This is a genomic window from Legionella fallonii LLAP-10 (assembly GCF_000953135.1).
Lineage (GTDB): Bacteria > Pseudomonadota > Gammaproteobacteria > Legionellales > Legionellaceae > Legionella > Legionella fallonii.
Genome location: NZ_LN614827.1, coordinates 1,867,212 through 1,891,786, shown reverse-complemented (window position 1 = coordinate 1,891,786; position 24,575 = coordinate 1,867,212). Strand labels below are relative to the sequence as shown.

Sequence of the window (24,575 nt, the reverse complement as noted above, 5' to 3'; positions counted from 1 at the left end):
AATGCAGTTTAAAAAATGGATACCGGCTTTTGCTGGTAATTCGTCTAATAGTCACTATGGCGAGCTCGACATGCACGGCATGGAAATGCTTTCTTTGCTGCTAAACGAATTTTGCAACGAAGGATCTTCTGATTATGGCACAATGCGTTTTGCAGGCGATCTTTCTCTACTCTCTCGATGACAGATACAGGCTGGAGTTGTGGCTCAGCCTCTCTTATCATCTGTCAGAATTACACTGGATTTTTCTTTTTAGCATAACGATCTTGGAAACGTTGATGGGCATACTTTGCTTGTTCAGGAGTAACCACATCTACCTCATTGCCATAGATGTCTACGCGTGCAACATCTGGTTTTTGGCAGCTCAGATAAGCAGGGGAGGCACTGTAGTAGCTTAACGCTTCTCTAAGAGATTTTTTACTAAACGGAGGTGAGTCTAAGCGTTCATAAAAATCGATGATATCATCAAATATTCCAATTTTAAGTGGCTTTATTTGATTACTTTTTTTAAAAAATGCACCAGGGAAATGTTCAATAAGCCAATCTATAATCTGAAGCTTATCTTTCTTAACGGCATTAATTTGTTGGTTCATAGTTATACTCTGAAACATTTTCTCGTAAATAAACTACCACATCTTATGGCATAATCAAGAGGCAAATTGTCTTAACTTTACTTAGACACAATGAAAAATGATTTTTGCAGATTTTACACTATCTATCCAAAGGATTATAGCAAATAGGTAAAGATAATTTTTAAATTTTTCTATTCTAGTGTTTTGTTGCTCTAAGAGTAGAGATATTCCTTTCTATGATAAGTAAATTAGAAAACAAAAAACCGTTTCGTCAAGACTGTTTTTTTATTATTTTTTTGTTATGATGACGAGCTACATGATTTTATTCACTGCTATTCCTTCTGTGGATATCCTTCTTTTTTTAGCACAGACCTTATTCTATATTCATAGTTCTTTTTTGTAACAAACCTTGCTCTATATGGCCTTGTAGTGTTTTACCTATTGTTATGCAGCTCATAACTTATCCCCACTTTCTGTGGATAACTCTGTGAATAGACACTGGTTATTCGCTAAAACCCTAGAGTTAGGGGGATGAATTCTCTTTTGACCGAGTGATATAAAAATTGAACTGGTTAACAGAGGTTTGGTTGAAGTATTACTGTTGTGATAAAGCGGCGGCTCATCCTTTCCCTTGGGTCCAGATGAGTCTTTAGTCCATTGCCTTGAGTAAACATCCACATCCTTGTGGCGGGTATCATCCTTGATACCAAGACAAAAGTCCTTTTAAGACATCCATTGTCCTTACTCTAAAATCAGTATAGCAAAGCTTAAAAAAGAACCTCTAGCGATTTTACTCTAAACTCAAGTAAGAAATTTCTTATAGTGACAACAGAGATAGCAGGATAATGATGATCGAGCGATAAACTCTACCGCAGCGGAAAATTGCTTTGTCGATACGGTGCTCGAATCCTCGCGTGACTTTCGTGTTCACTGTGGTTTCACTCCCCGAGTTTCCTTGCGCGAGTTTGGAACGAAGTCTAATAATTAAGATGCGGCCAAATGTTACAATAAGAGTGTGCTTTTTATAATAATGAGCTAGCATGAAAAGAGATTTTTGACTTTCAGAACCTTGCTTCAGTTACTTATTAGATCGCCTTGAATAAAGTATGATTAAGTGGCCAATTAAAGGTAAGGTGATCTTCTTAGAAGAGTTCTATCTCTATTTTTCTGTATTGTACTGTTCGGTTTATATTGGATTAGATTAAAGGACTAAAAATGAGAATAGCTATTATTGAACCAATAGGTATTAGCAGTGAAGAAATTAAGGCTGAATTATCAAATAATACCATTATTGAGTGTGATAGTCGTGGTTGGTCTGATGAGCAATTAATTAAACAGGTAAAAAATGTTGATATTATTGCTCTTACTAATAGGCCCTTATCTGCTGCAGTGATTAATGCTGCAACCGAATTGAAGTTCATTGCTGTTGCCTTTGCTGGAATTGATCATGTTGATAGAGAGGCTGTAAATCAGCGACACATTTTAGTGAAAAATGCCGCTGGCTATGCCAATACAGCAGTAGCAGAGCTAGTATTTGGGTTTATGATTTCTTTGGCACGTGATATTCCTGGTAATAATCAGAACATTAGACACCGAGCCGTGACTAATACGGGCCTTGAATTGAAGAATAAAACATTAGGTATTGTCGGCTTTGGCGCAATAGGAGCTGAGGTTAAACGACTTGCTAGTGCATTCCAAATGAATACTCTAATTTATGATCGTAGTGGTCAAGTGACATTGGATGATGTGTTTTCTCAATCAGATTTTGTAACGTTACATGTTCCTCTTGCTGATCAAACCAGAGGAATGGTTAATTTAAAACGTTTATCTCAAATGAAAAAATCTGCTTATCTAATTAATTGTGCCAGAGGACCTATAGTAGTTACTGAGGATTTACAATGTGCATTGGAACAAGGCCTGATTGCGGGTGCAGCCTTAGATGTGTTTGATGTAGAACCACCATTGCCAACTGATTATAGTCTTTGGGATGCCCCTAATCTTATTGCAACACCTCATATTGGGTTTAATACTCAGGAGGCACTTAGAACTAAAGGGCTATTAGCAGTTAAAAATATCAAAGAATTTCTTAAGATGAATGCCTAGAAGCGACATTACTATTTGGTGAAGCGCATCATGCATAGTGCGGTGCTGCCGACAACAAACTGCTCTACAAATAAATTCTTATCTGAAAAATCACCAGAGACGGAGTCGGGATGAATGAGAGTACCTGTAGCCTTATGATTACGCTGGTGCTACACCAAGGCTACTCCCTCACTAGTAAGCTTTAACTGGTGATACATAGCCTTGTGGTTTCAATGCTACAAGAGAACAATTAATTTTTTGTAGAATATTCTCAGCTGTATTTCCAATGATAAAGCCTGATATTCCTGTACGCGCAACGGTTCCCATCACAAGAATATCTATTTTTTGTTCATTAATAATGAAAGGAATCAGCTCAGTAGCTTCTCCTTTTTGATGATATATTTGAGGTTCTGCTTTTATATTTGCTTCATGAATTAATCCATGGAGTAATGCATAATGAGCATTACTTTCCTGCATCACCAAATCATCTAATTCATTTTTAGGAATATCAACAAAGACACTTTGACGCAGGAACTTTTCTAGAGGGAAATCCCAACAAGAAATAATGCTTAAATCCCCATGATAATGTAAAGCGAGCTCATGTGATAATTGCAAAAGTCTAAGAGCAAGATCATGCCTACCGTCTTCATTATCTTTAGGATCTATGGCTACTGCTATATGAATAGGTTTAGTGGAAACAAATGGGCGATGGAGATATAAAGCGCAAGGGCATTTACGCAATAGAGACATATCTAATGCTTTAAAGCCCTTTGTTTCTTCAGTATTCTCTGCTGCTTTGATGACCAGATCATAGGAATGACGAAGTACTTGTTGAATAATGCGAATATCTGGTGTACTTCCCCATTCAACATCTATTTGAACTACGACCTCATGTTTTTGTTTTAAAATTGTCTTAGCTGTCTCAATTGATTGATGCATTTTTTCTGTAAGAAAAGTTTCATAAGAACTTTGATATCCTTCAAGTCCATGGTTAAAAGGAGGGCATGTTATCAGTATATCTAACGTGGTTTTATTATTCGAAGCCAATCTTAGAGCGTGTTGTAGTGCCTCAATTTCATCGCTTATTCCATTGCTTACAAATAGAATTTTATCAAATTGTTTCATTTATTCCTCCATGAGTCGCTTCGATTGTCACTAAGTCACATCATTGATACTGAATTATGACTCATTTTAAAATAAGTGTAGCTTAATTTGCTTTACTTTTTTAATCCCATGGGAACAGCGTATTCATCCTGGTAGGGATAATAATCTTCTGATTTCTATCTAATGTGGTTCACTGATGACTAAAATAGTAATTTGTTGCTCTATTCCTTGTAAGAAATTTCTCAATTCATAGCAAGACTATGGTGTTTTTTTAACTTTTTTTGCCTATAAATAATTTTATCTAATTGTTTTATAATAACTTTTTATTTTTTCGTTATTTCTAAGGGGGCATCTAAGCTAGATATATTGCCTTGCACTTCTCGTTTTGAATTGCTAGATTTTAAGTACGGCTTGTATGGATATAAGTCAAGCAAAGGGATTTGTAATCAGAAGGATCTGATTTGTCAAGGATGATAAGTAAGAACGGGATGTTCTTATACGGATGACTGCGAAGAAGCCAGGGTACGCCCTGGCTTTTTATTTTATGCTACTAGATAGCCTGAATGAGATAAAAGCTTTTTATCTGGGAAATAAGCAAAAATTACAGAACCATTTTTAATGGTATTAATAATAGGCTTAGCCAGAGTTTGAGCTATAGCAGGACAGCCCCAAGACAAGCCAGCACGGCCAGCTCTTTTGATAAAATTAGGCTCTACATACCAAGCACCATGTATCACAACCCGTCTGTTGTAAGCATTAGTATTAAATCCTTTATCCAAACCTTTTAGATTTAAAGAATAACCTTTATGGCCTATATAGGTATCTTTAGTAACATAAGTTCCTAAACTAGATTGCTTACTGGACTCTATATTAGAAAAATGACTTGCCTTATTAACTCCAGAGTTTCTACCATGAGCAACATAAGTATTAAATAATAAGCGCTCATTACGAAGATCAAATACCCACATACGTTGTTTGTTAGAGGGTAAAGAATAATCAATTACAGTTAAAACTGGTTTTTTAACATCGTCTCTTTTGCTTGCATTCTTATAAGCGGTCAACGCTAATTTCAGTACATTTTTATTTAACTGAGGGGCTTTGCGACTCAAATGTTGTACTTGAGTGTTGATATCTGGCCCGGTCGATTTAGCAAAACTAGGAGTACTTGATGTAATGTTACTAGTCAATATGACGGTTGAGATTAGAGTAAATAGGGTATTCATACTGCTCCTTTCTTCTTGTTTAATTCACCGTTATTGGTCATCGAAACGTTGGTGATTATATTGACAAAAAATTTAATTGTAAAATAATAAGGACTATCCTTGCCCATCAGGAAAAAATATTAATCAATTCATAATGTTACTTTTTGTACCAAAAATGCTATTGTACATAAATTTACCCAATAGAATAATTATCTGTCTGTTTGCATGGAAAAAACATGACCATTTAGTATAAAATTAGATCTAATGGGGTTAAATTAGTTCGTATTTTTTGTCTTATAAAGCCGGATATTGCATTAATTCGCAGACAATATCAGTCATATAATGCACCAAAAATTCAGCTGATGCATTTCTTTTAACATGGTTCTACATTATGATCTTTTGCTGTTATTTTTTAGACTTCGGAGAATACTATGCTGGAAAAGCAGTCCATCAATTTACCAGAAGGTTTACGATCTGCTATTAACCAAGCTTATCGTGGAGATGAGCTTTCGTTGATTACTGACTTGTGTGAAAAAGCAGAACTTGGACAGCAGCAGATGGCTAATGTTAGAAGTAGTGCTACGAAGTTAGTTGAGGCTGTACGCACTGGGCGCAAAAAAAGCACTGGCATTGATTCGTTTTTAACTGAATACGCTTTATCAAGTGATGAAGGGATTGCCTTAATGTGTTTGGCTGAGGCTTTATTACGAGTTCCTGATAATGCCACTATAGATAACCTGATTAAAGATAAATTGGCCGGAGGGGATTGGAAATCTCATAAAGGACAAAGTGAATCTTTTTTTGTTAATGCTACCACTTGGGCATTGATGTTAACTGGTAAAGTACTAACTCCAGAGAAGGCGGAGAATACCTTGACCAAGTCTTTGATGAAGTTAGTGAGCAGGAGTAGTGAGGCTGTAGTGCGAACTGCTGTAGACAAAGCCATGCGTATCATGAGCAAACAGTTTGTTATGGGGCGTACCATCCACGAAGCTATCGCTCGGGCTAAAAAGAAAGAAGCCACAGGATATAGATATTCTTATGATATGTTAGGTGAGGCTGCTTTAACTGCAAAAGATGCAGATCGATATTTTGACGCTTATAAAGCAGCTATTGAATCTATTGGTCAAAAAGCAGATAAAAACTCTGATGTATATAAGCGTGCAGGAATTTCTATAAAATTATCCGCGTTACATCCACGTTACAATGAAAGCCAATACGACCGTGTCATGGTTGAATTACCTCCTAGACTATTAGCTTTAGCTCGTTTAGCTAAAGATTATGGTATTGCTTTAACTATCGATGCTGAAGAGTCCGAACGCCTTGATTTATCACTAGATCTTATTGAGAAAGTATTTAGCGATGACAGTTTAGAAGGGTGGAATGGTTTTGGTTTAGCCGTGCAGTCTTATCAAAAAAGAGCATTTTATGTTTTGGATTGGGTCGCTGCTTTAGCTAGGAAAAAACGACGAAGAATGATGGTTCGGTTGATTAAAGGAGCCTATTGGGATAGCGAAATCAAAAAAACACAAATGCAAGGTTTGGCAGAATATCCGGTATTTACACGCAAAGTGTTTACTGATGTTTCCTTTCAGGCTTGTGCAAAAAAAATCTTGACAATGACTGATGCGATATATCCGCAATTTGCAACCCATAATGCGTATTCAGTCGCAATGATTCTTAATATAGTTGGCGAGTATAAAGATTTTGAATTCCAATGTTTGCATGGCATGGGGAATGAGTTGTATGAACAAATTGTACCTAAAGAATGTCATGGCATTCCATGTCGAATTTATGCTCCTGTTGGTAGTCATGAAGATTTGTTACCTTATTTGGTAAGACGTTTGTTGGAAAACGGGGCAAATTCATCATTTGTTAATCGTATAGTCGATGACAATGCACCTATTAGTGATTTGGTTGAAGATCCGGTAACAAAAGCGCGATCTTTATTTAATAGTATGAATAAAAATATTCCCTTGCCTGATGCATTATTTTTACCCGCAAGAAAAAACTCTAAAGGATTTGATTTTAGTAATCGATATGACAGGGCGTTATTGCAACAAGAATTAGAAAAAATTAATTTAAATCAATGGAAATCAGGGCCCATAGTTGCAGGTAATTCTGTTTTTAATTCGACACATTCTGTCACATCACCACAGCAACCCAGCATGGTTGTGGGCTCATTACAAAATGCCACTTTAGATGATGTTGAAAAAGCGTTAGCGCAAGCAGAGTCAGCTTTCGCTCAATGGAGTCAAACTGCAGTAGAAGAGCGTGCTGCATGCCTTAACCGTTTTGCCGATTTGTTACAGGCTAATATGGCAGAGTTGATGGCTTTGGCTTGTCTAGAAGCAGGTAAAACTTGGAATGATGGTATTGCAGAAGTGCGAGAAGCCATCGACTTTTGCCGCTATTATGCCACCATGGCGCAACAATTGATGGGCAATCCTACTCGATTCACTGGGTATACAGGGGAATTAAACGAACTAAGTTTGCATCCTCGAGGTACTATATTATGTATTAGCCCATGGAATTTTCCTTTAGCTATTTTTACGGGACAAGTAGCTGCTGGCTTAGTTACTGGTAACTGCGTGATAGCAAAACCAGCAGAACAAACCCCACTTATAGCGGCTTATGCGGTGAAATTAATGCACCAAGCAGGTATCCCCGTTGGCGCGATTCAATTGCTTCCTGGCGCAGGTGAGGTCATCGGTGCAGCCCTAGTTGCTGATAAAAGAATCAAAGCGGTATTGTTTACTGGGTCTACTGATACAGCAAATCATATCAACAGTACTTTGGCTTCTCGTGGTGGAGAGATTATTCCCTTAATTGCCGAGACAGGTGGTCAAAATGCGATGATTGTGGATTCTTCCGCATTATTGGAGCAAGTAGTAGTCGATGCGGTTAACTCTGCTTTTGGTAGTGCAGGACAACGATGCTCGGCTCTTAGAGTGTTATTTGTACAAGAAGAGGTTTATCCAAGAACAGTAGAACTGCTCAAAGGTGCTATGGCTGAGCTGGTTATTGGTGACCCGCGTTGGTTGACCACCGATATTGGTCCGGTGATCGATCAAGAAGCATTATCTGTATTGGAAGCACATGTAGATAACATGAAAAAGCGCCATGAAATACTTTATCAGTGTCAGGTTGGTGAAGAAGTTGCTTCAGGTTATTTCATGCCACCAACAGCAATAGCTATAGACAGTATTGCTTCTTTGGAGAAAGAAGTATTTGGTCCGGTACTCCACGTAATTCAATTTAAAAGAAAAGGTCTTGATAAGGTTATAGAACAAATTAATCAGACTGGGTATGGATTAACTTTAGGAATTCATAGCCGGATTAACGAGACCGTAGAGTATATTAGAACACGGGTCCATGCTGGAAATTGCTATGTTAATCGCAATATGATTGGCGCGGTAGTTGGTTTACAGCCTTTTGGTGGAGAAGGGCTATCTGGCACAGGACCTAAAGCCGGCGGCCCTAATTATTTGGTTCGCTTATGCCATGAGCGTACTTATACCGTAGATACGACCGCAGCGGGTGGTAATGCCAGTTTAATGTCTTTGCCTGAAGAAATTTAGTTGGAGCAATAAATTATTTCTTGGTGGCTTTCTTTAGGTTGGGCCTACAAGGCCCACAGCCGCCAAGCTAAGAGCGTAATATCTTTCTAAGGCTATCTCTCCTTTGATTATTTGGTTTTAATCAAAATATCTCACGCGGGCGAGGGAGCGTTTCTTTCGTGCTATCTAAATATTGTCCTCTCCATCAAGATCTGAGGTATCCCCACCGAATTATAACTTCTCTCGAATTACCGTGGCTTGACCACGGTATCCACAGGTTGCATTATTAAATCACCTTTATTTCTTCAATTACCCCTCTTGTAGATACCGTGGTCAAGCCACGGTAATTCGATCTTTAATCAAAATTTGTGGGGATACGTCAGATCAATGGGGATACTTCAGATCAATACAGTTGCTGCAGTCATCCAGAGGAGCTTGCGACGAAAGATCTTCTGAATGTAGCACAATGCATTTTCGCTTCGCTCTGGATAACACAAGGGTTGGGGAGAGAGAACTTACCTGGCTTGACGGCTCTAGTACCGGACCTGATTCGGGGAGGGGTGCAAGACTAGCGGATTGATCTCAATAATCTATGTAGACGCTGTCTTTAAATACAGCGTCTACATTTATTTTATCATTCACATTCAATGCGATTGCAAAAGAAACAAACTTAATGCTTCTTTGCAAAGAGCCAAGGAATGAGCACAAAAAGAATTAAGCCGCCTATCAAAAATGCCTCAAAGAAAAAAACATTGCCTACAGGAATTTGTGATGGAGGCACAAAGCCAATAATCATTGCTATTAGACAACAAACAATACCTGTTCCTGAAACGATCCACATTACTATGTTGCCTCCTGGGATAATATATCCGCGAGGATGATCAGGTTTGCTGTATCTTAATTTTATTGCTGCGGCAAACATGATGACATAAACCAGTAAAGCCATTTGTGCGCTCAAATCGCTGAGTAACCAATAAGCGGCATTGATTGAGTCTTGCAAAATAAAAATAGAGCTTAAAATAGAAAAGATAATGGCTTGAGTAATAAGAATTGTTACTGGAGCCCCATATTGATTCACACGAGCAAATCGGGCTGGTAAAGAGCCATCTCGGGCGGATACTAACAAACCCTTAGTGGGGCCTATAATCCAAGCAGAAACCCCACTTAGGCCGCCAAGTATAATTAATACAGCAATGACTTGAGTCATCCACGGCAAATGATAAGAATTAAAAAATATGGCATAGGCATCAATAAGCCCAGACACTACACTCAAACTTTCATTAGGAACAACAAAAACGATAGCTAAAGAACCTAAAGAAAGAGTAGAAATAATGACCAGTGTCGAATAGAGCAGAGCCTTAGGATAATCCCTCTGGGGATTTTTCACTTCTTCAGCATGTACTGCCGACATTTCAACGCCAATTAAGCCAAATAATACCACTGCAAATAGTGATAAATTGCCAACAGAACTAAAATCCGGTAACCAGGAACTAGGGTAATCGACAGCCATTGGTTTACCTTGAAAACACCAAATGGCTCCTAAGAAAATAATAATGAGCATAGGCAAGACAGTACCAATTGAGGCTCCAATGATACTGACTATGCTTGAGACCTTCATTCCAAAGCAATTCAATAAAGTGAACAGCCAGAATAAGCTAAGAGTAGTCCCTAATAGATAAAATTTGTTATTAGATAACTTGGATGCGACGTCAGGGGCAATTAAATAGGCAAGCGTCGCTGCTATAAAAGCTAATATAGTCGGATACCATACGACGTTATATATCCATTGTAACCATATGGTAATAAATCCAGCGCGTTTGCCGAATGCTTCTCTAACCCAAACATAGATACCACCTGTATTAGGATAAGCAGTGGCTAACTCTGCTGCAACGAGCGCTACCGGGATAAAAAAAGTAATGGCCGCAACAATATAATAAGTTATTAATGGTAGGCCTAGTTTGGCGCTAATAGGTAATGTACGTAGGCTATCTACCGCAATTATGTTAATCATTACCAAAGAAAAAACGCTCAGAACTTTTTTTGAATGATTCATAATTGTTCCTTAATGGGAAAAATGAAGGAAGTTGAAAGAAATACGGAACGCATTATTAGTATCAATACTGAATATATAAGATATTAAAATTGATATAGATAACAAGGTGTATTTACTTGGGTTCGTTATAATTGAGTAACGGAAGACTGTATCATCCTAGTTTAAAAAAAACAATAATTTGGTTGTTGTTTCCTTCGGAGACTAGACAAAATAATGTTTACGTTTAGCGCTCCATCTTGCTGCGTACCTCAATCATAAAAGATAACACTGCGGTTCTGCGCCGCAGTGTTTAAGGAGAAGAAGGGAACATCGTAGCCCGTATTAGCGCAGTGTAATACGGGAATGTTCTAGCTCAGTGCATTGAAATCCCAGATTATGCTGCGCTAATCCAAGCTACAGAAGCTTAAAGCGGCGCTATTAAGCCAAAGACCCAACGAATTAGAGCATTATCTATGTTATGCACACAAATTACGTAAGACGTATTGCAAAATACCGCCATTTTTATAGTATTCCAATTCATCAGCAGTATCGATGCGGCATAGAACCTTAATTTCCTCTTTCTTTCCATTAGCTCTTTCTATGGTAACTGCAATCATTGCGCCAGGAGTTAGAGCGTCTGAAAGATCAATGCTAATTCGCTCATTACCTTCCAATGATAAAGTCTTACGAGTCATGCCATTACAGAATTGTAAAGGTAAAACTCCCATTCCAATTAGGTTGGAACGGTGAATGCGTTCAAAGCTTTCAGTAATAACTGCCTTGACTCCTAGTAAGTTAGTACCTTTTGCCGCCCAATCCCTTGATGAGCCAGTGCCATACTCTTTACCCGCAATGACTACTAATTCTTGCTTTTTCTCTTGATAAAGCATGGAGGCATCATAAATTGGCATAATTTCGCCAGTAGGGATATAGCGAGTGATACCACCCTCTTGTCCAGGAGTCATTTCATTGCGGATACGAATATTAGCAAAAGTACCGCGCATCATGATTTCATGATTACCGCGACGTGAACCGTAAGAGTTAAAATCTTTCTCACTGACTCCTTTGGATTTTAAATATAAGCCCGCAGGGGAGCTTGCCTTAATTGATCCAGCAGGAGAAATATGATCAGTGGTAATTGAGTCACCAAACAGGGCTAATATATAAGCATCCTTTATGGATTTAATTGGAGCAGGCTCTGCTTTTAGATTATCAAAGAATGGGGGATGCTGAATGTAAGTTGAATCCGCATTCCATTCGTAAGTTTTTCCAGTACTAGTTTTAATTGCTTGCCAATGAGCATCGCCTTTGAATACGTCAGCGTATTCTTTGCGGAACATGCCGCCGGTTACCTTAGCGACTTCTGCTGCAACTTCGGCATTAGAAGGCCAAATATCTTTTAGATAAACGTCATTTCCTTTATTGTCTTTACCTAATGGATCTTTGCTTAGATCCATACATGTTGTTCCGCTTAATGCATAAGCAACTACTAAAGGTGGAGAAGCAAGCCAGTTCGCTCTAACTTGCGGATGTACGCGTCCTTCAAAATTACGGTTACCAGAAAGAACCGCAGAGACAACTAAATCATTATCTGCAATGCTATGAGCAATGGCATCAGGCAGAGGGCCTGAGTTACCGATACAAGTAGTACAACCATAACCTACGAGGTTGAATCCCAATTGATCCAAATAAGTTTGTAAACCAGCATGTTTTAAATAATCAGTTACTACTTTTGAACCAGGAGCTAAAGAAGATTTAACCCAAGGTTTGCGTTGTAACCCTTTTTCAATCGCTTTTTTAGCAATTAACCCTGCAGCCATTAAAACACTTGGGTTCGAAGTGTTGGTGCAACTGGTAATTGCGGCGATAACGACATTGCCGTGTTTCATTTTAAAGTTTTGATTTTTTACTTCAAATTCATTGTTTTTTTCTGAATCTTTCCCTGTTTCTGTTAGAAAAGCATTAAATTCAACAGGCAAGGAACTTAAATTAACTTTATCTTGTGGTCTTTTAGGGCCTGCAAGAGAGGGTTCTACAGTACTTAAATCCAGTTGTAAGGTGTCAGTAAAAATAGGATCTTCATTTTCTTTGTCATACCACATACCTTGTTCTTTTGCATAAGTTTCAACTAATGCTATGGTATGTTGGTCACGACCTGTTAATTCAAGATAGCGAATAGTTTCTTTATCTATAGGGAAAAATCCACAGGTAGCACCATATTCTGGGGCCATATTGGAAATAGTTGCTCTATCAGCAAGAGGTAAGTCACTTAATCCTGGGCCATAAAACTCAACAAACTTACCAACAACGCCTTTTTTTCTAAGCATTTGAGTGACTGTTAGTACCAAGTCGGTTGCTGTAATGCCTTCTTTTAATTTTCCTGTTAATTTAAAGCCTATGACTTCTGGAATTAACATGGAAACAGGCTGCCCTAACATGGCAGCTTCGGCCTCGATCCCACCAACCCCCCAGCCTAGCACACCTAGGCCATTAACCATCGTGGTGTGAGAGTCTGTACCTACTAAGGTATCAGGATAAGCATATAAATGGCCTTCATCCTCACTGCTCCAGATTGTTTTAGCTAAGTATTCCAAGTTAACTTGGTGACATATTCCTGTACCCGGAGGAACTACCTGAAAGTTAGAGAATGCTTTTTGTCCCCAACGTAAGAATTCATAACGCTCATTATTACGCTCCATTTCAATTTCAGTGTTTATTTCAAGAGCGTCTTTAGTTCCAAACTTATCAACCATTACTGAGTGGTCTATTACTAAATCAACTGGAGATAAGGGAGAAATTTTATCGGGCTTACCTCCCATCTTTACTATAGCGGTACGCATAGCGGCTAGATCGACAACAGCGGGAACGCCAGTAAAGTCTTGCATCAACACTCGAGCGGGTCTAAACGCAATTTCATGTTGAGAGGTTTTAGCTTGTAACCAATCAGCAATCGCTTTGATATCTGTTGTTGTAACCGTGGTACCGTCTTCAAAACGAAGTAAATTTTCAAAAAGCACCTTTAACGAATAGGGAAGCCGGCTGATTCCTTTAAAATTTTTCTGTTCAGCTTCTTTCAAGCTGTAATAGTTATAGGTTTTACCATCAACATTTAATTGACGTTTGGTTGATAAACTGTCATGACCTACTTTCATAAAAGTACTCCAAAATCCAAAAACATAATCATAGCTTATATTTAGCAAATTATCATGAGTTCTTAGTGAATTAAGGAGGGGAAAATTAAGGACAACATACTAAACTAGGTTCTACAAAAATATCATCTATATCTGCTTCTTCAACGACTAGGTCAGGTTTTATTATTTGTGCGCCTATTTGAAACAATACTTTTTCTTCCTCTATCTTTTTTATAGTGTCGGGTGAGTTAGGAGTCAGTAGTGAATAGCAACTGGGAAATAATAAGATAACACCTACTGCAAGCATTATTGCTCCGATGGCGGGAGTGCAAATAAACACCATAATAGAACTTATTAGTAAACTAATACCCAGACTCATTGACGCTATTGCTAAATCATAGTCTAGTTCACTAGGTTTATTGGCGTCTGTGACTCCTACAGGATAATAAAAATTTTTATGATACTGACTGATAAAGTACATGGCGATTGATGGATATTGTAAACAGCGGAGTATGGTCTGAGCAAATCGATCATATTGTTCTAGTATTGATTCTTTTTCAGAGGAGCTAATTTCATTACTCAATAATTCGCCTTCAAAATCATTGATACGTTGCTGTAACAATAAAAGAAAATGTTTTGTCCTTGTTGGCTCAATGCTTTTCAATAAGTCTTTAGCTTGTTTTATTCTTTGCTCTATCGATGGCTTCGTTACTGTAGAAGAAAATAACAAACTCGGCATAATTTTATTCCCATATTAATTTTGTGGGCGCAAAGGCTAGCATTAGTTTTAAAAGCGCCATAGACTTTAAGTTCAGCTTTACGCTGAAGAAATATTTTTTAACAATCTTAAAGATTGGTATGGTTATTGCTTAAGGGAAATCAACTTACAAGGAGTATTGATATGCTTGATTTGACCCATTTTATTTTTAATTCTAATTCGTTTTTAGAATCATCCGTAACGACCCAAGAGCTTTCTGACTCAGAGCCCTCTGTAGAATTTAACAATGATCAAGATAACTCGGTTGATCCCTCTTCTTTTGTTTTGCTTTTTGCAGACATATTGGCAAATAATCCAGAAAAAAATGAGACTAAACCTAACGAATGTATTTCAGAATCAAATGCTCTTAACTTAAATACCCAAACTCAAGAAAATAAAGTAATCGGAACAGACGATGTTAAAGAAGAAGCCCGAAGAGCTGAACAAGACAAGCCGATAATTAATGTGGATATCACGACAACTCATGAGGATAAACAGTCTACTGGTTTTAAATTTCATTCAGATGAGATGCCGCTTTTACCCGATAATTCAAATGCAATCAAATTGAATACAGAACTCGAACAATTACCTTTAGGTGCCTTAGAAAATAACGTGGCTATAGCCTGGATCAATTCTGAAAACTTTCAACCACCATCACCTATTTCTTTTATTTCTTTAACGGAATCAATGGAGGCATTAGACACTTTAGCTCAGGATTTTTCGCCTGAGGTAGAGGAGTTTATCGAGGGAAGTGAGGAGTTAACTGAGCTAGTATTAAAAAAAGAAATGCCCCTTAATCATGAGCCGGTTAGCAACGAGCAAGCTGCTGATTCTTCCAGAGATAAATTATTTATTAATTCAACGGATGATTCATCTAACCTGTTACAGGCAGAGCTTCGTTCCAATCCCTTTTCGATTAAGCCAGAGATTAAACAAGAGCAAAAAATAGAAAACTTAACTCTGACAAATGCGCAAAATATTGCGCAGCCAGAGATAGATTTTGCTAATGAAAATCAGCCTTTAATTGACAATGCAGAAACTAAATCTCTTGACATTCCAATTGACATTAGTGATTCTCAATGGGTAGAAAAATTTTCTGAAAACATCGTTTGGTTAGGGCATCAAGGAATCAAAAGCGCTTTAATCAAAATACATCCGGAAGATTTAGGCCCTCTAGAAATTAGCATCAAAGTCGTAAAAGATTCAGCTTCAGTTAGTATACACAGTCATAATAGTCATGTATGTGATATTGTAGATCAGGCTTTACCTAGATTAAGAGAGATGATGGCTGAACAAGGATTAAATTTATCAGATGTTTATGTCGGTTCTGATGATGGTTCCCGCCAATTTTCTGAAAATAATCATGGTTCTGAGGAAGTAACAGCCGTGAACATTGAGGATGAAGTTCAAGCAGCTCCTTTAGCTAAAAAAACACGGGATGGATTAATAGATTACTTTGCATAGCAATATTACTTTTAATTTAATTGTTGAAAAGGGAGTTTACAACAATGTCTCGTTTTGCTTTTCGCAATTGGTTGTCTCAAGAAGGCAATCAATTATTTTGGCAACAGCCACTCGCTTCAGAAAAGATGGATAGCATCATTATCGACCATAAAATGCAGAAATCTATTGCGGGTAGTAATAAAAACCAAGCACTGTATTCGTATATAGAGAATTATATAGTCACTAGTTATGCTCAACTTATTGATTACAAATTAAGGGAGGTTTATCAAGGTTTGAGCTTAGATGAGTTTAAGGAACCCAGTGGTTTTGAGCGGAGAGAAAAAGCAAGTGCCATGCAACTTAATTATTTTCAATTAAGAGAACAACTCGAATTCTTTCTTAAAAACGACATTCAGCGGCACAGAGATAATCCAGATGCAGAACTAAATGCTTTTCGTCGCTGGATAGAAATCGCAAATATTCTCCTCAAACGCCATTGTTACGAAGGATTTATGCTGATTTCTGTTAATATGCAATTAATTGCCAGACCTGATTTAATTAATGGTCTACCACACTGTATTCGTGAAAACTATAATCAATTCTGTGAAATGAATAAACCAGATGGAAATCATAGAGCTTTAAGGCGATATATAAAATTACATCAGAATGAGGCCGATTTCTCCCCAATGATATTTAATTATCATGCCATTGCTATGTTAAATGAGTCCATAGAAGGTTTAAGAGGACAGGAGTTGCTTTTGAAGCATCAAAATAAGCAACTCGCTACTCAAATAAATAAAATAAAAAAAACTATTAAAGAGTCTTATGGAAAAGAGACGATAATACAAGAGCTACAAGAGCAACGAGTCGAAATTGCTAAGAACTTAAAAAAAATTAAGCTTGCTCTTGCTAGCCGGTTTCAACAGCGCGACGATTTATTAGTTGGAGTAGCAAAAGAGCAAAAACAACCATTGAAATCTTTGCCATCTCATGTCGACCAAACTTATCAACGGGTTAAGGATCGATTTGATAAACAAAAGGAGAATGACGACATGTTAGACTCTAATTCATCTTTGAAACGAAATGGTAGCTCTTCAAAGTTGTACAGCCATAAGTTATTACCTTCTTTATGGAAAAGAAAAGGCGTGACTGAAGATAATTATTGGGGGCTTATATTTACACCCAGCTGCCTAAAAAATAAATAAGGCTGGATTCAATCCAACCTTATTTATGGGTTAACAGTCTAGTCATAACAACGGCGAACGCAACGGACAACCCTACCATTCCAACGATTTATAAGACATTTTTGACGGCAGGCGTACCCAATGCGTATCCAGTGAGTCCAGTAGGCGCGGTGATAGTTTCTTGTCCTGTAATAAACATAGCCAGGGTAGTATTCTCCATAGCCTGGGTAATACGCACCATAGTAACTATGGTATCCCACGAAATACGCTAATTGTGTGCCAGGGGGAGATGATGCATTGTTTGCATGGACATAATTGCTGTAGAAGATACTAGTAAATAATAGAGCGCAAGCGAGAAATACGGGCATCAATTTATTATCTCTAACGGATATTCCTTCCATGATGCATTCCTTTTTTTCTTGTTGTATCACCCTCAGTATAGATGAGTTTTAACAAACCAGGGTTGAATTTGCCCTTACTGGTCTTTTTTGGTTCACTTTATCTTCATAGCCAATTGCTGCAAAATGAATGATTCTAGAGTAGGATGACTACCCTGATCCCATAAGCTCATAAGGCTTAAGAAATGAGTAATAAAATTATTTTAATCACTGGCTGCTCTAGTGGCATAGGTTTTGACACTGCTTTTGCTTTGCAGAAAAGAGGGCATAGGGTTATTGCTTCTTGCCGGAAAATGGCCGATGTGGAAAAGCTATCGTCTATGGGGGTTGAAACGCTTCTTTTAGATGTAAATGACTCTGCATCAATTCGAGAGGGATTTACTCAGTTTTTAAGCAGAACATCAGGACAACTGGATGTTTTGATTAATAATGCTGGTTATGGGCAAGCAGGGGCTTTAGAGGATATTTCGAGGAATACTCTACGCCAACAATTTGAAACTAATGTGTTTGGCTTGATGGAGTTGACTAATCTGGCCATCCCTGTAATGCGCCAACAAGGGCAGGGACGCATAATTAATATTAGTTCAGTATTAGGTTTAATTAGCATGCCTTTTCGTGGGGCATACAATGCGTCGAAATATGCTGTTGAAGGATTAAGCGATACATTAAGATTAGAATTGCATGCTGCTAATATTCCTGTGATTACAGTAGAACCTGGGCCTATAGAAAGTCGATTTAGAGATAATGTAGTTGATGGAACATTACAGAATATAGACATGGACAATAGTTTTTTTAAAAAACAATATCAAACCATGCTTTCTAGCTATAAGCAGGTAAAATCGGATTCAATATTCACTAAAAAACCAGAGGCAGTAATAAAGAAATTAATCCATGCGATAGAGGCTAAAAAACCCAAAGCCAAATATCCAGTCACATTTCCAACCTACTTATTTATTTTTTTAAAGAGAATTTTAACTACAAGACTGCTTGATAAGCTGTTGTTGCTAGCGTCTAAAAAAGAGTTATCTTAAATCATTCTCCTTGTTTTATCTCTTTTCTATATGATCCCCTTAAGTAGGGTAACTAATTGCCTTACCTAAGAGTCATCCAGAGGAGCTTGCGACGAAGGATCTCCCGCAAAGCGCGTTGTGCCATAATTAGTATAAGCCCCTCATGATGACCGGGCGCTCTTAGCTTAACGTCAGTTTCAGATAAGAGCTGTAGCCTGGGTGCAGCGTTAGCGTAACCCAGGTTCAGGAGCACCTTATTAGGTATGTAAAGAAGTTCTAATGTCATGTTTATCCTGCCACACTATTCCTGAGTTACGCTAAGGAGGTACCCAGGATTATGGGATTACTTTGAACCTGGTAGGTAACTCCCGATCTCAAAAACGCTGTACATTTTGCTTTCAGGTAGATACTATAATATTTATGAAAGAGCTATTTAAATACATCAACTACTTACTTCTATTAAGTATGGCTTTATTTATTATAAAGCCGGTACTAACATGCCCATTAGAACAAAAAATACAACATAAAACCCAGTACAGTGCAACTTCCAGCCCCTGTTCCACCAGAACAACTGTAGTGTCTGCTTGTTCTTCTTGGTTGTGTGCATTGACTGAAGAAGAATTGAATATAAGTGCTTTTTTATTTGTTTTTACAGGAATTCTTTTCTATCGCCTCATAACATCTAAATATAGTGATCCAATTTCATCCCTATTTAAACCGCCTATCCTCAATTAAATAATGTCTGCTTCATTTATCTGTCGTGCAGTAGCGAGCTAGAAGGTACTAAATGACTGCAGCTCTTAATAAAAACAGCATTAATGCTTCTCTATTTACGGCATTATTTTTTGTTATTTTCAAAAATTAGGATAAAAAAATGAAACAATCAATTTATTGGTTCAGCATTATATTACTATCATTAATTACTACGGTGGTTTGGTCATCAACCCCTGGTTTTGACAGCTCTAACCCAGATACGGTGATGAATTTTATTCAAGGGAATAGCGCTCTAGTGTATTTGAGTGCTTTTTTTGGTTTAGGATTATTATTGGCTTTTACTCCCTGTGTCTTACCCATGGTACCTATTTTATCGGGTATTATTGTGGGACAAGACTCTTTATCTACACTAAAGGCCTTTAAGTTATCCTTGAGTTACGTTATAGGCATGGCTATCACTTATGCAGGAGCAGGAATGCTTGCCGGATTAATGGGTAGCACTGTTCAAACTATGATGCAACGGCCGGTGGTAATTATACTATTTAGTATCATTTTTATTATTATGGCTTTGTCTATGTTTGGATTCTTTGAGTTAAGACTTCCTAATGGTATTGCAAATCGGTTTAATCGATTAGGTCAAGCCAATAGCAAACGGACTTATATTTCAATTGGCTTACTGGGAGTTGCATCAACTTTAGTCGTATCTCCCTGTGTCACCGCGCCCTTGATTGGCGTTTTAAGTTATATTGGACAAAATGGTCAGGTTTTAATGGGGGGGTTAATTTTATTTGTAATGGCCTTAGGAATGGGAGTTCCTTTACTTATTGTTGGATCTGGCTATGGCTCTATATTGCCTAAAACAGGTTTATGGATGATGAAAATCAAACACTTTTTTGGTTTGATGATGCTAGGAATAGCCATCTGGATGCTTTCAAGGGTCATTAATGAGACAGTAGTTAAAATTCTCTGGGCTGCATTATTAGTTATTGGGAGCATCAGTTTGGGAAGTTTAAAATCACCTAAAAACAAAAAAGGTCTAATCTTTCAAACCTTTGGGGTTTTCTCTATAGTTTATGGGGGTATTATTCTTTATAACTTAGCTATAGCTGTTACTCATCCGGTCCAACAAGGTAGTTTGGCAGAGAGTCAGTTTATAAAAGTAAATAAGCTCGGTGAGATTTATTACCAGTTGGAACAAGCTAAAAAAGAGCATAAAGTGGTTTTTATTGATTTTTCCGCAAACTGGTGTGGTGATTGTAGGGATATGGATACAAAAGTATTTAATCAATCTCCAATTGTACAAGCCATGTCTGGATTGGTTAATATTAAAGTGGATATTAGTGATAAAAATGATGAAGTGGATGCCATAAAAAAAGCGTTTGCAATTTATGGTACTCCAACGATGTTATTTTTTGATACTCAAGGAGCCCATGTTACTGAATTAGATGCCGTGGGATTTGTCCCTGAAGCATCTATGCTTCATTTATTTAATAAGGCACAGCAATTATCTTAAAATGTTTTCAAATAGCTAAACTGCTATTCCCGCTCCGGTGGGAATGGCAAACTAAACGAGTCGGCCACTAAAGGTCTAGGAGCCTATGTTTCTCGGTTAAGTTTTATGATCTATTAAGTAACTTTTGAAACAAAAAATAGACAATTAATTTTTTTTAAAAAAGAAGATATATTGCTATTTGTTTGCTAATATCTTAGTGGGTCAAGAAAAAAACATTTAACTATCAAGGAAGTATTACTATGAAAAAATCAACTTTAGCTGTAGCTGCGTTATTAACTGCTTTATCAACAGCTCCTGTAATGTCTGTAGCCTATGCTGCTGATGCTACTACTCCAGCTGCTGCAGGTTGCAAAGGTTGTTCTGGTTGCAAGGGCTGTTCTGGTTGCAAGGGATGTAAAGGTTGCAAAGGTTGCAAAGGTTGTTCTGGTTGCAGCGGCGAATAATAGTTCGTTTTGTATCCAACTCTAAGAGGTAGTGAAAACTACCTCTTTCTTTAATATAGTAAAATTATGACGACTAATTCGGAATTTACTCTCCCAAAATTGACCAGATGGCGTCAAAAAGTTTTTCTTGGGTATGCTAGTCAGGTTTTAGAAGCACAACAAAAAATGACTACCAGTAATGGTAAGAATATCCTTCATTATACTCTTAAAAGAAAGCATAGACATGAGAGAATGAGTCATTACCCTAAAGGTGATCGTATTGATCACAGTACGGGCTCACAGTATTTCTATCATTGTCATAGGGAGAATTATGACAATCATGAGCACGGTCATTTCCATTGCTTTATGAGATACAAGCATATACCCAAGCGTATTAAACCAACGGCCTTAGCTGATTGGGATAAATACATAGATAATCCCATGACTCATCTAGTGGCCATTGGAATGAACCAATTTGGGCAACCAATACGTTTATTTACTGTTAATCGTTGGGTTACGTCAGAAATTTTGTATGATGCAACTCATATGGATTATTTTCTTAAACGTTACAAAATGACTTTAATGGACGATCCTTATTGGCAAGTATTAGATAAGTGGGTTGAAGGAATGCTTCATTTATTTGCTCCTCAAATTTCATGGATCCATCAAGTACGTGAAAAACGCATACAAGAGCTTCAATCTTTAAATCCTAATTTTAATCCTTACGCTGATTATGATTTGGAAGAACTTTCAGAAATACCTATAGATATAAAAAAACAGGTTGAATGGATAATTAGTTAAGTGAGTGTTGGCAATTCATTAATTTGAACTTCTACGACAGAAAATCAGGATATTTCGGATAAGAAAGTAGCGTTGTCAACAAACCTGAGAAATAAGAGATTAATTCTCTTGCTTACTCAGTAGATTAGCTTATACAATAGCGCCATATTTTAGATCCTGTTAATGAAGTCGACTAAAAATGAACACTAGTTGTTATTTTTTACGAATCAATGGGCTCTTAGACTATAAATTGCGATAAAACGAACAGTAAACATGGCAGGAGGGCGTTATTTAGTCCTTCAAAGATTAATACCTTTATTTTAAGGGATCCATGCAAAAACCTACTGAAATTTTTGATTTTTCGTCTTTGTCTCGGGAAGAAATTGCCCAATTACTTCGCGACCATCATTTAAGCCTTTCTATCGATGAGGCATTAACCATACAGAATGAATTTCTAAAAAGACCACCCACTCTTGCTGAGTGTGTTTTATGGTCTATTCAGGGTTCTGAACATTGCTCTTATAAAAGCAGCCGCATTCATCTAAAACAATTTAATACTACCGGTCCGCACGTTATTCTTGGTGCCAAAGAGGATGCAGGTGTAGTCTCCGTGGCTCAAGACAACCAAGGCTATCGCTACGGAGTCATTGTGAGCCATGAGTCGCATAATCATCCTTCGCAAATTGTTCCCTATGAGGGAGCGGCAACAGGCGTTGGTGGTAACGTTAGGGATGTATGCTGTATGGGGGGAGAGGTTATTGCTTTAGCAGATAGTTTGCGCTTTGGTGATATTAATCGCTCCCACACTCATTGGATTCAGGAAGGGGTTGTTGCTGGCATAGCGGGCTATGGTAATCCTTTAGGGATACCTAATATAGCGGGTGATGTTTATTATGATAGTGCTTACAATGAAAATTGTTTGGTTACAGTAGTTACCTTAGGCATAGTCAGAGAAGATCATATTATTCACTCCTATGCTCCAGAAAATGCAAATGATTATGTTTTTATTCTTGTTGGAAAACCGACGGATAATAGTGGGTTTGGCGGAGCAAGTTTTGCCTCTACAACTTTAGAAGAGGATTCCAAAGAGAAAAATAAGGGGGCAGTACAAGAGCCTAACGCTTTTCTCCAAAGACACATTCTGAAAGCCAATTACGCTTTATTTAATTTACTGAAAGAAAGGAATTTGCTTGATCGAGTTGGGTTTAAGGATTTAGGTGCCGGTGGTGTTGCTTGCGCGAGCATTGAATTAGCTGAAGCAGGTGGAACTTATGGGGCTGAAATTGATTTAGAAAAAGTTCCTACAGGAATGGATGGGCTTTTGCCATCAGTCATACTGTGCTCTGAAACTCAAGAGCGATTTATGTGGGTGGTGCCACCTGATCTTGTAGATACTATTTTGGATCATTATAATCAAGTTTTTGCATTACCCCAGGTCTCACAAGGAGCCTGTGCCGCAGTAGTTGGTAAAATTCGTAATGATGGTTTGTATGTGGTGAATTATCAAGGAAAGGAACTAGTACGAGCTAAAGTGCCTGATGTAACGAAAGGAATAGTATATAGCCGGCCTTTTACTGCCAAGCAACAAAAAACTGAGGAACCCAAACTAACCGCTGTAACCGATTTCAATGATATTTTATTGCAGCTCTTAGCGCATGAAAATATAGCGTCCAGAGCCCCTATTTTTGAAACCTATGACAAGCAGGTTCAGGGGCGAACTCATCTAGAAGCCGGTTGGGCTGATGCGGGAGTGATGCAGCCTTTTAATGAAGATAAATATCCTGAAGAAATTCGCAAAACAGGTATTGCCTTATCCTTAGATCAGAATCCACGATACAACAAAATTGATGCCTATTGGGGCGCGGTAAATGCTGTTGTTGAGTCTGTTCGTAATGTCACAGCGGTGGGAGCTAATCCTATTGCGTTAACCGATTGCTTATGTTTCGGTAATCCAGAGCAGCCAGAGCAAATGGGAGAATTTGTTGATTCGGTGCGAGGAATAGTTGATGCTTGCGCTGCTATTCAGTTAAAAGAATATCCCGATGCAACATTGCCAGTCATTGCCGGTAATGTTTCTTTATATAATGAATCGGCCAAGGGTGCTATACCTCCCAGCCCCATGATTAGTTGCTTAGGTACCTTACCTAATGTTGATTATTCCGTTACTTTTGATATTAAAAAAGAGGGTAGTCTGCTCATTCTCATTGGCGAGCGCAAAGATGAATGTGGAGGCAGTGTTTTCTATCAACTATTTGGTGAATTGGGTTCTCATCTTCCCCAACCCGATCTAAAGGCTTTGAATAACGAAATTCAAGGTATAGCAGAAGCCATTCAGCGAGGTCTCATTTTAGCTGCGCATGATATCTCAGAAGGTGGGGTAGCTATCAGCTTAGCGGAAATGAGTTTTAAAAACTTCGTAGGAATGAATGTCGAGATCCCGGGTGATTTAACTACAGAGAAGCTTTTATTTGGTGAGAGTGGTGGTTTTATTCTTGAAGTGGATAGGGAGCATAGTTCTGCTTTGGATGCTTTATTAGCCCGGTATCAAATCTCCTATTGGACTATTGGATATACTACGAAACAGCCTATTTTGCAGATCAATTCAGTTATCAACCTGCCTATAAGCGAAGCCAAATATGCCTGGGAACATGGTCTAAGAGAGAGATTATTATAA

The 24,575-nt window shown here is 37.9% G+C and carries 17 protein-coding genes; 10 read left to right on the top strand and 7 right to left on the bottom strand.

Features of this window, described 5'->3' with window-relative positions; genetic code table 11:
• Window position 1: 1 nt before the first annotated feature.
• Window positions 2-181, top strand: coding sequence for a hypothetical protein (locus LFA_RS07685; RefSeq protein ID WP_045095676.1), 180 nt, complete (start codon window positions 2-4; stop codon window positions 179-181).
• 49 nt (window positions 182-230) lie between these two features.
• Here the strand turns inward: LFA_RS07685 and LFA_RS07680 are convergent, their stop codons facing one another.
• The gene (locus tag LFA_RS07680; RefSeq protein WP_045095675.1) at window positions 231-590 is read right to left on the bottom strand and encodes a ProQ/FINO family protein; all 360 of its coding nucleotides are present in this window, start codon (window positions 588-590) and stop codon (window positions 231-233) included.
• A 1,194-nt stretch (window positions 591-1,784) separates the two neighbouring features.
• Here LFA_RS07680 and LFA_RS07675 point away from each other — a divergent pair.
• Entirely contained in the window at window positions 1,785-2,672 is an 888-nt protein-coding gene (locus LFA_RS07675; protein ID WP_045095674.1) for an NAD(P)-dependent oxidoreductase, read from the top strand.
• Between the two features lie 171 nt (window positions 2,673-2,843).
• On the opposite strand, the gene LFA_RS07670 is transcribed toward LFA_RS07675, so the two are convergent.
• Both LFA_RS07670 and LFA_RS07665 read right to left on the bottom strand, forming a co-directional pair.
• Window positions 2,844-3,776 carry a universal stress protein gene (locus LFA_RS07670; RefSeq protein WP_045095673.1) on the bottom strand — a complete coding sequence of 311 codons (933 nt, stop codon included), beginning with the start codon at window positions 3,774-3,776 and terminating at the stop codon, window positions 2,844-2,846.
• 521 nt (window positions 3,777-4,297) lie between these two features.
• Window positions 4,298-4,978: a murein L,D-transpeptidase catalytic domain family protein gene (locus tag LFA_RS07665; RefSeq protein ID WP_045095672.1), complete on the bottom strand. Its 681-nt coding sequence runs from the start codon at window positions 4,976-4,978 to the stop codon at window positions 4,298-4,300.
• 410 nt (window positions 4,979-5,388) lie between these two features.
• Here LFA_RS07665 and putA point away from each other — a divergent pair, with 410 nt between their 5' ends.
• Window positions 5,389-8,538 (top strand): bifunctional proline dehydrogenase/L-glutamate gamma-semialdehyde dehydrogenase PutA, encoded by a 3,150-nt coding sequence (gene putA, locus LFA_RS07660; protein WP_045095671.1) that lies wholly within the window; start codon window positions 5,389-5,391, stop codon window positions 8,536-8,538.
• 649 nt (window positions 8,539-9,187) lie between these two features.
• Here putA and LFA_RS07655 read toward each other — a convergent pair.
• The 3 genes from LFA_RS07655 to LFA_RS07645 form a co-directional block, all read right to left on the bottom strand.
• Complete coding sequence (locus tag LFA_RS07655; RefSeq protein WP_045095670.1) at window positions 9,188-10,570, bottom strand: amino acid permease; 1,383 nt, start codon at window positions 10,568-10,570, stop codon at window positions 9,188-9,190.
• A 455-nt stretch (window positions 10,571-11,025) separates the two neighbouring features.
• Window positions 11,026-13,701 carry an aconitate hydratase AcnA gene (gene acnA / locus LFA_RS07650; protein ID WP_045095669.1) on the bottom strand — a complete coding sequence of 892 codons (2,676 nt, stop codon included), beginning with the start codon at window positions 13,699-13,701 and terminating at the stop codon, window positions 11,026-11,028.
• Window positions 13,702-13,786: 85 nt separating this feature from the next.
• Window positions 13,787-14,419 carry a lpg1689 family Dot/Icm T4SS effector gene (locus LFA_RS07645; protein ID WP_045095668.1) on the bottom strand — a complete coding sequence of 211 codons (633 nt, stop codon included), beginning with the start codon at window positions 14,417-14,419 and terminating at the stop codon, window positions 13,787-13,789.
• A 162-nt stretch (window positions 14,420-14,581) separates the two neighbouring features.
• On the opposite strand from LFA_RS07645, the gene LFA_RS07640 reads away from it, so the two are divergent.
• Window positions 14,582-15,901 carry a flagellar hook-length control protein FliK gene (locus LFA_RS07640; protein WP_045095667.1) on the top strand — a complete coding sequence of 440 codons (1,320 nt, stop codon included), beginning with the start codon at window positions 14,582-14,584 and terminating at the stop codon, window positions 15,899-15,901.
• Window positions 15,902-15,945: 44 nt separating this feature from the next.
• Complete coding sequence (locus tag LFA_RS07635; protein ID WP_045095666.1) at window positions 15,946-17,085, top strand: hypothetical protein; 1,140 nt, start codon at window positions 15,946-15,948, stop codon at window positions 17,083-17,085.
• Between the two features lie 88 nt (window positions 17,086-17,173).
• Here the strand turns inward: LFA_RS07635 and LFA_RS20485 are convergent, their stop codons facing one another.
• Window positions 17,174-17,305 (bottom strand): hypothetical protein, encoded by a 132-nt coding sequence (locus LFA_RS20485; RefSeq protein WP_269447743.1) that lies wholly within the window; start codon window positions 17,303-17,305, stop codon window positions 17,174-17,176.
• Window positions 17,306-17,647: 342 nt separating this feature from the next.
• Between LFA_RS20485 and LFA_RS07630 the strand changes: the two genes are divergently transcribed.
• The 5 genes from LFA_RS07630 to purL all read left to right on the top strand — a co-directional run bounded on the left by LFA_RS07630 (window position 17,648) and on the right by purL (window position 24,575).
• A complete protein-coding gene (locus LFA_RS07630; protein ID WP_045095665.1) occupies window positions 17,648-18,493 on the top strand; it encodes an SDR family NAD(P)-dependent oxidoreductase in 846 nt (281 codons plus the stop codon).
• A gap of 853 nt (window positions 18,494-19,346) precedes the next feature.
• Entirely contained in the window at window positions 19,347-20,699 is a 1,353-nt protein-coding gene (gene dsbD / locus LFA_RS07620) for a protein-disulfide reductase DsbD (RefSeq protein WP_045095663.1), read from the top strand.
• 239 nt (window positions 20,700-20,938) lie between these two features.
• The gene (locus tag LFA_RS07615; RefSeq protein WP_045095662.1) at window positions 20,939-21,142 is read left to right on the top strand and encodes a hypothetical protein; all 204 of its coding nucleotides are present in this window, start codon (window positions 20,939-20,941) and stop codon (window positions 21,140-21,142) included.
• A 66-nt stretch (window positions 21,143-21,208) separates the two neighbouring features.
• Window positions 21,209-21,922: a DUF6969 family protein gene (locus LFA_RS07610; RefSeq protein WP_045095661.1), complete on the top strand. Its 714-nt coding sequence runs from the start codon at window positions 21,209-21,211 to the stop codon at window positions 21,920-21,922.
• A 310-nt stretch (window positions 21,923-22,232) separates the two neighbouring features.
• Window positions 22,233-24,575 carry a phosphoribosylformylglycinamidine synthase subunit PurL gene (gene purL, locus LFA_RS07605; protein ID WP_045095660.1) on the top strand — a complete coding sequence of 781 codons (2,343 nt, stop codon included), beginning with the start codon at window positions 22,233-22,235 and terminating at the stop codon, window positions 24,573-24,575.

What these genes read in the sequence shown, in the direction of transcription:
- LFA_RS07685 (WP_045095676.1), top strand. Translation starts at nt 2, where the DNA reads ATGCAGTTTAAAAAATGGATACCGGCTTTTGCTGGTAATTCGTCTAAT.
- LFA_RS07680 (WP_045095675.1), bottom strand. Translation starts at nt 590, where the DNA reads ATGAACCAACAAATTAATGCCGTTAAGAAAGATAAGCTTCAGATTATA.
- LFA_RS07675 (WP_045095674.1), top strand. Translation starts at nt 1,785, where the DNA reads ATGAGAATAGCTATTATTGAACCAATAGGTATTAGCAGTGAAGAAATT.
- LFA_RS07670 (WP_045095673.1), bottom strand. Translation starts at nt 3,776, where the DNA reads ATGAAACAATTTGATAAAATTCTATTTGTAAGCAATGGAATAAGCGAT.
- LFA_RS07665 (WP_045095672.1), bottom strand. Translation starts at nt 4,978, where the DNA reads ATGAATACCCTATTTACTCTAATCTCAACCGTCATATTGACTAGTAAC.
- putA (WP_045095671.1), top strand. Translation starts at nt 5,389, where the DNA reads ATGCTGGAAAAGCAGTCCATCAATTTACCAGAAGGTTTACGATCTGCT.
- LFA_RS07655 (WP_045095670.1), bottom strand. Translation starts at nt 10,570, where the DNA reads ATGAATCATTCAAAAAAAGTTCTGAGCGTTTTTTCTTTGGTAATGATT.
- acnA (WP_045095669.1), bottom strand. Translation starts at nt 13,701, where the DNA reads ATGAAAGTAGGTCATGACAGTTTATCAACCAAACGTCAATTAAATGTT.
- LFA_RS07645 (WP_045095668.1), bottom strand. Translation starts at nt 14,419, where the DNA reads ATGCCGAGTTTGTTATTTTCTTCTACAGTAACGAAGCCATCGATAGAG.
- LFA_RS07640 (WP_045095667.1), top strand. Translation starts at nt 14,582, where the DNA reads ATGCTTGATTTGACCCATTTTATTTTTAATTCTAATTCGTTTTTAGAA.
- LFA_RS07635 (WP_045095666.1), top strand. Translation starts at nt 15,946, where the DNA reads ATGTCTCGTTTTGCTTTTCGCAATTGGTTGTCTCAAGAAGGCAATCAA.
- LFA_RS20485 (WP_269447743.1), bottom strand. Translation starts at nt 17,305, where the DNA reads ATGGTGCGTATTACCCAGGCTATGGAGAATACTACCCTGGCTATGTTT.
- LFA_RS07630 (WP_045095665.1), top strand. Translation starts at nt 17,648, where the DNA reads ATGAGTAATAAAATTATTTTAATCACTGGCTGCTCTAGTGGCATAGGT.
- dsbD (WP_045095663.1), top strand. Translation starts at nt 19,347, where the DNA reads ATGAAACAATCAATTTATTGGTTCAGCATTATATTACTATCATTAATT.
- LFA_RS07615 (WP_045095662.1), top strand. Translation starts at nt 20,939, where the DNA reads ATGAAAAAATCAACTTTAGCTGTAGCTGCGTTATTAACTGCTTTATCA.
- LFA_RS07610 (WP_045095661.1), top strand. Translation starts at nt 21,209, where the DNA reads ATGACGACTAATTCGGAATTTACTCTCCCAAAATTGACCAGATGGCGT.
- purL (WP_045095660.1), top strand. Translation starts at nt 22,233, where the DNA reads ATGCAAAAACCTACTGAAATTTTTGATTTTTCGTCTTTGTCTCGGGAA.